The 11,703-nt window shown below is 66.6% G+C and carries 10 protein-coding genes; 2 read left to right on the top strand and 8 right to left on the bottom strand.

The window, feature by feature from the left end; genetic code table 11:
- Positions 1-414: 414 nt before the first annotated feature.
- The 3 genes from JMF82_RS20710 to JMF82_RS20700 are packed head-to-tail and all read right to left on the bottom strand — an operon-like array spanning position 415 to position 4,217.
- The gene (locus JMF82_RS20710; protein WP_236585605.1) at positions 415-2,058 is read right to left on the bottom strand and encodes a multicopper oxidase domain-containing protein; all 1,644 of its coding nucleotides are present in this window, start codon (positions 2,056-2,058) and stop codon (positions 415-417) included.
- A 50-nt stretch (positions 2,059-2,108) separates the two neighbouring features.
- A complete protein-coding gene (locus JMF82_RS20705; protein WP_201316420.1) occupies positions 2,109-3,572 on the bottom strand; it encodes an MATE family efflux transporter in 1,464 nt (487 codons plus the stop codon).
- Positions 3,573-3,620: 48 nt separating this feature from the next.
- Positions 3,621-4,217, bottom strand: a complete 597-nt coding sequence (locus JMF82_RS20700; protein WP_201316419.1) for a DUF2239 family protein — start codon at positions 4,215-4,217, stop codon at positions 3,621-3,623.
- 312 nt (positions 4,218-4,529) lie between these two features.
- Here JMF82_RS20700 and JMF82_RS20695 point away from each other — a divergent pair, with 312 nt between their 5' ends.
- Positions 4,530-5,045 (top strand): lipid A 3-O-deacylase, encoded by a 516-nt coding sequence (locus JMF82_RS20695; protein ID WP_201316418.1) that lies wholly within the window; start codon positions 4,530-4,532, stop codon positions 5,043-5,045.
- A gap of 93 nt (positions 5,046-5,138) precedes the next feature.
- On the opposite strand, the gene JMF82_RS20690 is transcribed toward JMF82_RS20695, so the two are convergent.
- The 5 genes from JMF82_RS20690 to JMF82_RS20670 all read right to left on the bottom strand — a co-directional run bounded on the left by JMF82_RS20690 (position 5,139) and on the right by JMF82_RS20670 (position 10,384).
- Positions 5,139-6,659, bottom strand: coding sequence for a DHA2 family efflux MFS transporter permease subunit (locus JMF82_RS20690; protein ID WP_201316417.1), 1,521 nt, complete (start codon positions 6,657-6,659; stop codon positions 5,139-5,141).
- A 228-nt stretch (positions 6,660-6,887) separates the two neighbouring features.
- Positions 6,888-8,087 carry an efflux RND transporter periplasmic adaptor subunit gene (locus JMF82_RS20685; protein ID WP_201316416.1) on the bottom strand — a complete coding sequence of 400 codons (1,200 nt, stop codon included), beginning with the start codon at positions 8,085-8,087 and terminating at the stop codon, positions 6,888-6,890.
- A gap of 13 nt (positions 8,088-8,100) precedes the next feature.
- Positions 8,101-9,570: an efflux transporter outer membrane subunit gene (locus tag JMF82_RS20680; RefSeq protein WP_201316415.1), complete on the bottom strand. Its 1,470-nt coding sequence runs from the start codon at positions 9,568-9,570 to the stop codon at positions 8,101-8,103.
- Between the two features lie 28 nt (positions 9,571-9,598).
- The gene (locus JMF82_RS20675) at positions 9,599-9,970 is read right to left on the bottom strand and encodes a MarR family transcriptional regulator (RefSeq protein WP_201316422.1); all 372 of its coding nucleotides are present in this window, start codon (positions 9,968-9,970) and stop codon (positions 9,599-9,601) included.
- Between the two features lie 168 nt (positions 9,971-10,138).
- Positions 10,139-10,384, bottom strand: a complete 246-nt coding sequence (locus JMF82_RS20670) for a hypothetical protein (protein WP_201316414.1) — start codon at positions 10,382-10,384, stop codon at positions 10,139-10,141.
- A 261-nt stretch (positions 10,385-10,645) separates the two neighbouring features.
- Between JMF82_RS20670 and JMF82_RS20665 the strand changes: the two genes are divergently transcribed.
- Positions 10,646-11,470: a helix-turn-helix transcriptional regulator gene (locus JMF82_RS20665; protein WP_201316413.1), complete on the top strand. Its 825-nt coding sequence runs from the start codon at positions 10,646-10,648 to the stop codon at positions 11,468-11,470.
- The last annotated feature ends 233 nt before the right edge of the window (positions 11,471-11,703 follow it).

Below are 11,703 nucleotides of genomic sequence, written 5' to 3'. Positions count from 1 at the left end.
GAGAAAAACGGCGGTGCGGCGCGAATAGATTCCCTCACGGCTCAACGACGTTGCCTTGAGTCCTCTTCGCTACGACGCATTGCGGTGTAGCGGCTCCGTTCGAGGTAGTAACGAGCCTATCCGGCTGGCCTCAGTCGTCCGACGCTCCTATCCCCCCGTACTGCCATGAGCCTTGGCTCTCAAGGCCATTTTCTTTGGGTTACTTTTCTTTTGGGCCAGCAAAAGAAAAGTGACTCGAGCGCCGGCAGGGGATCGAAACGCCCGCCGCGTAGGCGGCATGCTCGCGGTAGCGGAGCTACCGAAGGCAATAACCCGCTTTCACAAGAGCAATTGACGTGCAGACAGGCGCGAAAGGCTGTCGTGCACAGGGTGCGCTCCTACAAAAAAAGAAAGGGGGGGCGAAGGGTTGCCGCGTTAGGCGGGCAACAGCTGAAACGGCCGCATCATCTCGTTGTCCTCATGCTCCAGCATGTGGCAATGCCACACATATCGCCCCGGCTCCCCTTCGAACCTCGCGATGATGCGCGTGACAAACCCCGGGTCCGCGCGCACCGTATCCTTCCACCCCATCTCATGCGCCGGCGGCGGCAGCGCCGGCCCGGTGTACTTCAAGGTCTTGGAAGCGTTCCACGCGAACAGGTCGAACGGCCGCCGCTCGAGCACCTGGAAGCGCACGAGGTGCAGGTGGATGGGATGCACGTCGCCGGTGAGGTTCACCAGGCTCCAGATTTCCACGGTGTTCTGGCGCGGATCCTCGGTGATCGGCGCCGACCAGTGCCTGCCGCCGAGCATCATCATCATGGGATTGCCGCCGGCATCGTCCTGCTCGCCCAGCGTAAGCACACGATCGCGCACCGCGCTTGCCGGCGCGATCCGCTCGACGTCGCGCAGTCTCGCAGGCAGCGCCACCGTGTCGCGACGACCGCGATCGCGCACGCGGAATTCCAAAATGGCTTCCGATTGCTGCCGCAGTTGCACGCGTTTGCCGTCCATGCCGGCGAAATCCACCACCACGTCGGCGCGCTCCGCCGGGTAGAGCTCCACACGCGGTCGCGGCACCGGTGCGCCCAGCAGGCCCTGGTCGCTGGCGATCTGCTGGAATGGCTGGCCGGTCGATAGCGCAAGCATGTAATGACGCGTGTTCGCCGCGTTGATCAGGCGAAGGCGATAACGCCGCGGCTCCACCTCGAGGAAGGGATAAAGCTTGCCGTTGCACAGGATGGCGTTGCCCTGGCATTCGGAAACCCACGGCGCCTGCGGGTCGTCGGACACCGGGTAGTAGAGCTGGCCGTCCTGTGCGATCAGGCGATCGCACAGGATCAGCGGCAGGTCGCAATCGCCCGACGGCAGCCCGAGCGAGGCCTCCACATCGTCGCGCACGAGATACGCGCCCAGCAGGCCCGCGTAGATGTTCAGCCGGGTGATGCCCATGGCGTGGTCGTGATACCACAGCGTCGCCGCGTCCTGCGCGTTGGGGTAATGGAACAGCGCCGAATGGCCCGGCGCGAACCATTCCTCGGGATAACCGTCGCTCGCCGCCGGCGCGCGCGCGCCATGCACGTGAGCGACGGTGCGCACGTCGGGCTTGCTGCGCTCGGCACCATGGATGTTGTGGTCGATCGGCAGGAAATGCTGTCCGGGCAGCGCGTTGACCCATTCCACCAGCAGCGGTTCGTCGCGGCGTGCTTCCAGCGTCGGGCCGGGGAACGAACCACCGTAGCCCCACAGCGGCGTGGGCGGCAGGTCGCGATGCAGCGACGCGCGGAACGCGCGCATCTCCATGCGGTAGCAGGGCAGCGATTGGCCTGGATAGGCCGGATGCGCGCGCCGGCCGGCGGGCTTCATCACCGCCGGTATCGGCAAGGGATCGACGAAGCGGGCGAGCGTGACGGGGTTCACCAGCGGCACGTTCGGTGCGGCGAGCCGGGGCATCGCCATGGTGCCGGGCATGGCTGGCGCGGACCAGGCCAGCAGGCCGACGTCGGCCGCGACGGCCACGCCCGTCGCGTCCAGCAGGCCGCGCAGGAACTGGCGGCGCGAGAAGTTCACGCGTGTCATCCGGCCACGCTAGGTGGTGCGGATGACAGCGGCATGGCAACGCCGGTGAGTCAGTCCGCCGAAGCGGGCACGCCCTGGCCGGTCGTCGGCGCCTGCTGGCCGGCAGTGGCGGCCTTGTCTTCGGCCATTTCGATCGGCTTGGACAACATGTGCGCGCGGCGCCAGCCGCCCCACTTGTAGTAGCCCATCGCCATCAGCATCGAGGCGAGCGAACCCAGCGGAAAGCTCCACCAGATCGAATCGGCACCCAGCGATGGCGCCAGTGCGAGCGCAAACGGCGGGCGAATCAGCCACATCGAGATGAACAGGATCACCAGCGGCGGCATGACCGCGCCGGTGGAGCGCACCACGCCGAACAGCACGAAGGTGACGCCGAAGAACATGAAGGACCATACCGCGATGCCGTTGAGGTGCTGCGCCAGTGTCAGCGCCTCGGCATCGTTGGGCAGGAACAGGTTCAGCGCGCCGTGGTTGAACACGTAGATCAGGGCGATCAGCGCCCCGCTGAGCACGAAGTTGTAGAGCACGCCCACGCGGGTGATGCGGCTGACGCGGTCCCACAATCGCGCGCCCACGTTCTGCGCGGCCATCGACGACACCGCCGCGCCGATCGCCATCGCCGGCATCTGCACGTAGGTCCACAGCTGCGTCGCCGCGCCGTACGCGGCGGTGGTCTTGGAACCGTAGCCGTTGACCATGTGGATCATGATCATCGCCGAGGTCGATATCACGATCATCTGCAGCCCCATGGGCAGGCCCTTGAAGACCAGGGCGCGCAGGATCTCCCTGTCCGGCTTGAGAAAGCCGAGCTCCGCACGCGTCAGGCGCAGGAAATGCTTGCGCACGTACAGCGTGGTGAGCAGGGCGATCAGCGCCACCGTCTGCGCGATCAGCGTCGAGGTGGCGGAGCCGGCGATGCCGAGCTTGGGAAACGGGCCCACGCCGAAGATCAGCAACGGGTTGAACACGATGTCCAGCAGCACCGACAGCCCCATGAAGATGAAGGGCGTGCGCGAATCACCCGCGCCGCGCAGCGTCATCATCAGGAAGTTGTAGAAGTACATCGACGGCACGGCCACGAAGATGATGCGCAGGTAGGGCACGGCGAAGGCCTGCGCATCGGCTGGCGTGTTGAGCGCGGCCAGCATCCATGGCGTCGCAAGGTAACCACCGATGGCGACCAGCACCGACACCGACACGAAGAACGTGACGCCGGTGCCGACCACGCGCCTGGCCTCCAGCAGGTTGCGCGCGCCCAGGCTCTGGCCGATCAGGATGGTGCACGCCATGCTCAGGCCGAACACCGCGCCAAGCAGCAGGAACAGGATGAGGTTGGCGTTGCTTACCGCGGTGAGCGCCGCCTCGCCGAGGTAGTGGCCGATCCACATGGCATTGACCGACCCGTTGAGCGACTGCAGCACGGTGCTGCCCAGGATGGGCAGCGCGAACATCAGCAGGCTCCGGGCGATCGGGCCTTCGGTGAGCAGGGGTTGCCTGGCGGCAAGGGATGACATCGCGTGTTTGTTCCGCAAAGGGTGAAGTGGTAGGTACGACGTGCCTGCCTATGCGTCGGCGTAGGCGTCATCCCAGGCGCGGCTGGCCAGATGGCGCACATGCTCGCGCACATCGACGGGCCATGCATCCGTCAACTCGGCGAAGCGCTCGCGCTCCTTGCGCCAGAACGCGCGGGATGCTTCTTCGTAGTGTGGCAGGTCGCCGGCCATCGCAAGCATGAAGCGGTCGACCGCCTCGCCCGCCTGGCGGTTGCGGTCGCGACCGCCGTTGGCGCGGCGCGCTTCGTCCACCAGCCGCCGCAGCGTCGCCGACGCTCCGCCGGATTGCTCGGCCAGCCAATCCCAGTGGCGCGGCAGCAGGGTGACCTCCCGCGCCACCACGCCCAGCTTCGGCCGGCCCGGGCCGCGCGCCACCGGCGCTTCGGCTTCCCCGCCGGCGGGCAAGCGTGCCACCACCTCGGCGTCGCTGCCGCGCAAATCCACGTCGACCTGCCGGCCACTGCCGTTGTCGAAGATCAGCACGGGGCCGGTCGCCCCTTGTTCGACGGCATGTTTGGCGGCCAAGGCCACCTTGGCCAGGTTGCCGGAGGCAATCCGGCGATGGCCATCAAAGGCGACACTGGCCTGCTCGTTCTTCTGAGCCATATTTATTACCCGGATGAAAGTGGAGCGAATAATGCCCGGGTTAAAAAGCGCCGTCAATACGGCCGCCAGGCCTTGGCTCCATGTGAAGGCCGCTACCGGGTTCTCGAATCTTTATGGCGTTTTCCGCGTTGATTTCACGGTGAGTGAGACATCGTGATCCCAACAGGGACGTGGGGTTGCCGCCATCTTTTGCTGCCTGCGCAACACAGTGTTGCGTCGATCCGACCTATTTCTAGTACCAGTCGGTGCAGTAAGTTAATAAACTATGCGGTGCATTAAAACCCCCCTTCCCCAAGTCAAGAAGAAAAGCACATGCAATCCCCCTTGCTACGCAGCGCTGTTGCGCTGGCCCTGATGGGCCTTTCCGCCGCCGCCTTCGCGGGTCCCCGCATCGAGGTCGAAGGTGGCCGCAGCTATTCGGACGGCTACTGGACCAGCACCGGCTTCGTGGAAGCCGTGTTCAACGAACACCCCATCGGCAGCTCCGGTTTCAGCTGGGCGCCTGACGTGTCCGTGGGTTACATCGACGGGCGCAGCGTCGCCCGCTACGGCAACAAGGTATCGGACAACATCTGGCTGGCCGCCGGCGGAGCCCGCTTCCGCGTGGGCGGCGAAGGCGACTGGTACCACCACCTGTTCTGGACGGCCCAAGTGGCCGCGCAGACCGGCCGCACGCTCGCGTTGAGCAGCGCCGGCGAATTCGTCAATTCGGTGGGCTGGCAGGGCGACCACTGGACCGTCCAGGTCCGCCATATCTCCAACGCGGGCCTGGATGGCTCCAACCGCGGCGAAACCATGGCCCTGGTCGGCCTGGCCTTCAACCTCTGAAACGGCAAGGCCGCGCAAAGACGACAACGGCCCCGAACGGGGCCGTTTCGTTTTGGACGTCCGGATGGCCGTAATGCGCCGCCGCCCGGCCGATCAGTGATCCGCGCCGGGGCCGGCCTTGGCGCTGAACGGCGGACGCGCCAGCCACACCACCACGATCAGGCTGAGGAACACCCAGCCAAGCATGTGGAACACCTCGTTGAACGAGATCTGGTAGCCCTGCTGCGTGATCATCTGGTCGAGCAGCGCATTGCCCGCCTGGCCGCTGATGCCGGCCGACTGCAGCGTGGACTGTGCCGCGGTGTCGTAGGGCGAGAAATGCTCGATGAGGTGGGCGTGGTGCACGATCGCGCGGTGGTCCCACAGGAAGGTGGTGAGCGAGGCCGAGAAGCTCGCGCCCAGCGTACGCAGGAAGGTAGCCAGGCCGCCGCCCGCGGCGATCTCGTTGGGCTGCAGGTCCGACAGCAGGATGGTGGTCACCGGCATGAAGAACAGCGCCACGCCCAGCCCCTGGAACAGCTGCACGCCGGCCACGTGCCAGAAATCCACCTGCAGGAAGAAGTCCGAACGCATGAAGCAGGTGGCGCCCATCACCAGGAATGCGCACGAGGACAGCAGGCGCATGTCGGTGCGCGAGGCGTACTTGCCGACGATGAAAGTCAGCATCACCGGAAGAATGCCCAACGGCGCGGCGGCGAAGCCTGCCCACGTCGAGGTATAGCCCATGTTCCGCTGCAGCCATTGCGGCACCAGCAGGCCGATGGCGAAGAACGCGGCGTAGGCCAGCACCAGCGCGATGGTGCCGATGCGGAAGTTGTGATGGCGCAGCAGGCGCAGGTTGACGATGGGCTCCTCGTCGGTGAGCTCCCAGATCAGGAAGACCGCCAGCGCCACGGCCGACACGATGCTGGTGACCACGATGAACGTGGAATTGAACCAGTCTTCGTCGTTGCCCTTGTCCAGCACGATCTGCAACGCGCCCACGCCGATGATCAACGTGAACAGGCCCACGTAGTCCACCTTCGGCCGCGAGGTCGTGTCGACGCGCAGCTTCATCTGGTTACCGACCACCATGCTGGCAAAGATGCCGATGGGCACGTTGATGAAGAAGATCCACGGCCAGGAATAGTTGTCGGTGATCCAGCCGCCCAGGATCGGTCCGGCGATCGGCGCGACCACGGTCACCATCGCGAGCAGCGCCAGCGCCATGCCGCGTTTGGCGGGTGGATAGATCGAGATCAGCAGGCTTTGCGTGACCGGATACATCGGGCCCGCCACCGCGCCCTGGATGGCGCGGAACAGGATCAGCATCGGCATGCTCTGCGCGATGCCGCACAGGAACGACGCCATCGAGAACAGCAGCGTCGACCAGATGAACATCTTCACTTCGCCGAAGCGGCGCGTGAGGAAGCCGGTCAAGGGCAGCGAGATCGCCATGCTCACCGCGAAGGAGGTGATGACCCAGGTGCTCTGGTTGACGCTCACGCCGAGGTTGCCGGCGATCGTCGGCAGGGACACGTTGGCGATCGTCGTGTCCAGCACCTGCATGAAGGTCGCCAACGACAGGCCGACGGTGGTCAGCGCGAGGTTGGGTGGACGAAATTCACTGCTCATCGCACGGAATACCTGCGGGATGGGGGTTCTGGCTGCTCCGAAACGCGCGAAGCGGCCTCTGTTCCTGCTCGTCATTCCGGCGCAGGCCGGAATCCAGTGGCTTCAGTGGCGATTCGCACGGGCGACTTCACGCCGTGTCGCTACTGGATTCCGGCCTGCGCCGGAATGACGCTTCGAATGGTTGCTGCGGTCGGCGTGGAGGCACCCGCCTCCACGACCATCGCTTGCTTACTGCTTCTCGTGGGCTTCGCCCGCCATGTTGGCGTGGATGATCTCGGCGATCATGCCGTCGGCCTTGGCCAGCTGCTGCTTGTAGACATCCGTGGTGAACGCGGGCTGGGCGGGCGCCTGCTTGGCGAGCAGCGGGCCGCTCTGGTCATGCAGGTTCACTTCCACCTTGGTCGACAGGCCGATGCGCAGCGGGTGTTCCTCGAGCTGCCTGGCGTCGGTGAAGAACACGCGCACCGGCACGCGCTGCACGATCTTGATCCAGTTGCCGGTGGCGTTCTGCGCCGGCAGAAGCGAGAACGCGCTGCCCGTGCCCACGCCCAGGCTCTCGACCTTGCCCTGGTAGGACACCTTGCCGCCGTACACGTCGGCGCGGATTTCCACCGGCTGGCCGATGCGCATGCTGGAGAGCTGGGTCTCCTTGAAGTTGGCGTCGATCCACACTTCACGCAGCGGCACCACCGCCATCAGCGGCGTGCCCGGCGCGACGCGTTGGCCCAGCTGCACCGAGCGCTTGGCGACGTAGCCGTCCACCGGCGCGACGATCGAGGTGCGGACATCGTCGAGGTAGGCCGCACGCAGGCGGGCGGCGGCCGTCTGGACGTCCGGGTGCGAGGCGACGACGGTGTCGTCCACCAGCACCTTGTTGGTCTGCAACTGCTGCTGCGCGGTGGTGAGGCCGCTCTGCGCGCTGGTCAGCGCGTCGAGCGCGTGCGACAGCTCTTCGGCGGAAATGGCGCCGCTCTTGGCGAGATCGCGACGACGGTTGTAGTCGGCCTGGGCCTTGTCCACGGCCACCTTGCGCACGGCCACTTCGGCCTGCGCGCCACTCACGTTGCTGTACAGGCCGCGCACCTTGCGCACGGTGCTGGCGAGGTTGGCGCGGGCCTGCTGCAGCGCGACGTCGGCATCGGCCGGGTCGAGCTTCACCAGCACGTCGCCGGCGTGCACCAGGTCGCCGTCATCGGCGCCGATGGTCACCACGGAGCCGGGCACCTGCGGGGTGATCTGCACGACGTTGCCGTTGACGTAGGCGTCATCGGTTTCTTCGTACCAGCGGCCTTCGAGGAAGTACCACAGGCCCCAGCCGAGGCCGGCGATCACCAGCACCACGACCAGCGCCCGCAGCAGGAAGCCGCGGCGACTCTTCGGGGGTTGAACGGCCACGTTGTCGGCCGCGTTCGGGGTTGGGCTAGACATGGGGGATGAGCCTTCAGAGCGAATGTTCGGGGGAAGATTGGACGGCGACGTTGGCCGCGTCGCCCTGCGGACGGAAGCCGCCGCCGAGCGCCTGGATCAATTGCACGGCGTAGTCGACCTGCTGCGCCTTGAGGTCGGCCATGCGCTGCTGCGCACCGAGCAGCTGCTGGCGCACGATCAGCGATTCGAGGTAGCTGCCCACGCCGGCCTTGTAGCGCTGCTCGGACAACTGCCACGCCTGCGTGGCGGCATCGACCGCGCGCTGCTGGGCGGCGACCTGTTCCTGCGCGGACTGCACGGCGTCGTAGTCGTCGGCCACTTCGTTCACCGCGCGCACCAGCGTCTGGTTGTACTGGGCCACGGCTTCGTCGTACTGCGCGTCCTTGCCGGCGAGGTTCGAACGCAGGCGGCCGCCATCGAAGATCGGCAGGCTCAGCGACGGGCCGAAGGTGTAGAAGCGCGCCGGCAGCTGCAGCGGGTTGATGCTGCCGAAGGCGGCCACGCCGGCCATCGCGCTGATGCTGACGTTCGGCATGAACTGCGTCTTGGCGACCTTGATCTCCTTGCCGGCCGATTCGACGCGCCAGCGCGCGGCGACGAGGTCGGCGCGATGGCCGAGCAGTTCGGTCGGAAGATCGGCCGGCACCGCCAGCGCGGCCGGCTCCAGCGCCTGCGGCCGGGTGATGTCCATGCCGCGGTCCGGGCCCTTGCCAAGCAGCACCGACAGCGACGAACGCGCGGCATCGATGGCGCGGCTGGACGCGGCGAGGCGCTGGTCGGCGTTGGCCACTTCGGTGTCGCTCTGCTTCAGCTGCAGCTGGTTGTCGACGCCGGCGGCGACGCGCTGCTGGGTCAGCTGGCGCGCGGTGGTGGCGCGCTCATGCTCGGCCTTGGCCACGTCCTGCTGGGCGTAGGCGTAGGCCAGCTGCACGTAGGCGCGGGCCACGTTGGTGGACAGTTCGATGCGCGCCGCCTGCTGCTCGATCTCGGCGGCGTGCTGCTGGCCGACGGCGGCTTCCCACGCGGCGCGCTTGCCGCCCCACAGGTCCAGGCCCCAGCTGAGGCCGACGCGGGCATCCTTGAACCAGGTGAAGTGGCCGCCGCCGAGTTCCGGCGGCGCGGCGGTCAACGGCAGGCGCTGGCCGATCACGTTGGCGCCGGCATTGACGGTGGGGCCACGCTCGGCATCGGCCGCGCCAGCCTCGGCCTGCGCCTGGCGGGCACGGGCATCGGCGATGGCGAGGGAGGGGTTGTCCTTCAGCGCTTCGGCGATCAGGGCGCTGAGCTGGGGATCACCCAGGCCCGTCCACCAGTCATTGGCGGGCCAGGCGGCGGGGGAAAGCGTGGCGCCGGACAGGCTGCGATCGCTCTTGAGCGTGGTCGCATCGGTCAGCGTGCCTTCCGGGTGGAGGCCACCGCTGCTGACGCAACCCGCCAGCGCGAGGGAAAGGCCGGTGGCTGCCGCAAGGATTTGCAGACGCATGGGCTTGGTTTCCAGGAAAAGTGAAACGTCAGTTCTTGTCACGGAGCGCCGTGAGGACGCGCTCCAGGTAGTCACGCAGCTGCTCTCGCTCGGTGGCATCCAGCGCCTTTTGTGCCGCCTTCAGCACGCGGTCGTTGCAAGGCGTCATCTGCTCCCAGGTCGTGCGCCCCAGCGGCGTCAGCTCGATGCGCAGCGCGCGCCGGTCCTGTTCATGCGGCTGCCGGCGCAGCAGGCCGCGGCCCTCCAGCTGATCGAGCTGGCGCGTCATGGCGCCGCCGTCGAGCTCCACCGACCGGGCCAGTTCACTCGCCGACATCGGGCCCATCAGGGCCAGGCGCTTGAGGATCAGGAACTGGGTGAAACGCAGTTCCACGCCGGACGCCTGCAGTTCGGCTTCCATGGCGCGGACCAGCTCGCTGCGAACCAGCCCGATCAGGACGCCGATGCTGTCCTTTTGGTAGGAGAGGGAGGAGTTTGCGGGGCTCATGGTCCGCGCATTCTATTGCCGGAATAATATTTGTCAAGGCAAATATATTCAGGGATGCATTTGTTACGGCAAAATTTCAGGCTAGCCCGCCTGGACCCCCATCTCGTCCTCCAGCCAGGTCCGCAAGGCCGGATCCCGGACTTCGAACAGCTCGAATACGCCCAGCGCCCGCAAGGCCGGCAGCAGCGCCAGCAAGCGAGGCTCCATGGCCCGCCGCACGGTTTCCGGCGTGGCGGGATCGAGCATCTGGTGGGCGCAGGCCACGAACGCCTCCAGCGGCGTGACACGGATATCGGCGCTGGGCGCCCTGGCGAAGATTGTCGACATGCTCAGCCTCTCCCTTGCGGCACTCTGGCGTGCCGCCGCTACTGAAACTAGGACGATCCTTGGCGTGCGGGCGTGACCGGGCCAGATCAAGGCTCCGCTCGCGGCGGAACCCGGGGATATCGATGGCGGACACTCCACGGCGCGCCGACGGCACTTTCGACACCGCCAGCGACGGCAGCGGTGGGGGACGAGCCCCGCATGTTAGGCACCTCGGCCAAATACTGTTAGCGTTATTTGGTCAAAGTTTGTCGAGAACCGGCCATGGGTCATGTCACCGAGAAGGACGAGGCGCAGTTCCACGCGCTGATCGAACGCACCGACGGTCCCTCGCTGATCGCCTATTGGACCGAGGGCGAGGCCTCCAGCGAATACGACGAAGGCACCCGCGACTACGGCTGGCACTCGCACGCGCGCGGCCAGCTGTACTGCGTGGAGAGCGGCCTGGTGCACGTGCGCACCGCCCAGGGTTCCTGGCTGCTGCCACCCCATCGCGCCGGCTGGATGCCGCCTGGCGTGGAGCACACCGTCACCCTCAGTGGCCGCATGAGCGGCTGGGGCGTCTTCGTCATCCCGCCGGAATGCGGTTGCCTGCCCGCCGAACCGTGCGTCATCGGCGTCACCGAACTGATGCGCGCGCTGGTACGCCGCGCCAGTTCGTGGGTGTGGGCGACGGAACTCGACGAAAGCCAGCAACGCATCACCGCCGTGCTGCTGGAAGAAATCTGCCGCGCGCAGCGCGAGCCGCTGCACCTGCCGATGCCACTGGATCGTCGCGCGTTGCGCATTGCGGTGGCCTTGGTCGAACGTCCCGAGGACAACCGCAGCCTGGAGGAATGGGCCGCCTGGGCGGGTCTGTCGCCACGTAGCCTGAGCCGGCTGTTCCGCAGCGAAACGGCCTTGAGTTTTGCGCAGTGGCGACAACTGGCGAGGTTGTCGCGGGGCTTGGAGCGCCTGGCCGACGGCGAGGCGGTATCCGCGGTGGCGGATGCGCTGGGCTATGCGAGTGTCAGCGCGTTCGTGGCGATGTTTCGCAGGAGTTTTGGGCAGCCGCCGGCAAGGTATTTTGCGGCGCAGGGGGCGATGTAGTCCTCTCTCGCGCCCAGGCTCTCGCCCCCCTGTAGGAGCGCACCCTAGGCGCGACGGCCTTTTGCGGTGGGCTGCATGGTTGTGGTTCTTGTGAGAGCGGGGTGTTGCCTTCGGTAGCTCCGCTACCGCCAGCGTGCCGCTTACGCAGCGGGCGTTTCGACGTCCTGCCGGCCGCCGAGTCACTTTTCTTTTGCTGGCCCAAAAGAAAAGTAACCCAAAGAAAATAGGCCTTC

This window comes from Dyella sp. EPa41 (genome assembly GCF_016586165.1).
In the GTDB taxonomy this organism is placed as follows: domain Bacteria; phylum Pseudomonadota; class Gammaproteobacteria; order Xanthomonadales; family Rhodanobacteraceae; genus Dyella.
Note: the sequence above shows the minus strand (reverse complement) of the source record. Positions and strands in the feature narration are given on the sequence as shown.

Coding starts and splice junctions, on each gene's coding strand:
- JMF82_RS20710 (WP_236585605.1), bottom strand. CDS start 2,058: ATGACACGCGTGAACTTCTCGCGCCGCCAGTTCCTGCGCGGCCTGCTG.
- JMF82_RS20705 (WP_201316420.1), bottom strand. CDS start 3,572: ATGTCATCCCTTGCCGCCAGGCAACCCCTGCTCACCGAAGGCCCGATC.
- JMF82_RS20700 (WP_201316419.1), bottom strand. CDS start 4,217: ATGGCTCAGAAGAACGAGCAGGCCAGTGTCGCCTTTGATGGCCATCGC.
- JMF82_RS20695 (WP_201316418.1), top strand. CDS start 4,530: ATGCAATCCCCCTTGCTACGCAGCGCTGTTGCGCTGGCCCTGATGGGC.
- JMF82_RS20690 (WP_201316417.1), bottom strand. CDS start 6,659: ATGAGCAGTGAATTTCGTCCACCCAACCTCGCGCTGACCACCGTCGGC.
- JMF82_RS20685 (WP_201316416.1), bottom strand. CDS start 8,087: ATGTCTAGCCCAACCCCGAACGCGGCCGACAACGTGGCCGTTCAACCC.
- JMF82_RS20680 (WP_201316415.1), bottom strand. CDS start 9,570: ATGCGTCTGCAAATCCTTGCGGCAGCCACCGGCCTTTCCCTCGCGCTG.
- JMF82_RS20675 (WP_201316422.1), bottom strand. CDS start 9,970: ATGGAAGCCGAACTGCAGGCGTCCGGCGTGGAACTGCGTTTCACCCAG.
- JMF82_RS20670 (WP_201316414.1), bottom strand. CDS start 10,384: ATGTCGACAATCTTCGCCAGGGCGCCCAGCGCCGATATCCGTGTCACG.
- JMF82_RS20665 (WP_201316413.1), top strand. CDS start 10,646: ATGGGTCATGTCACCGAGAAGGACGAGGCGCAGTTCCACGCGCTGATC.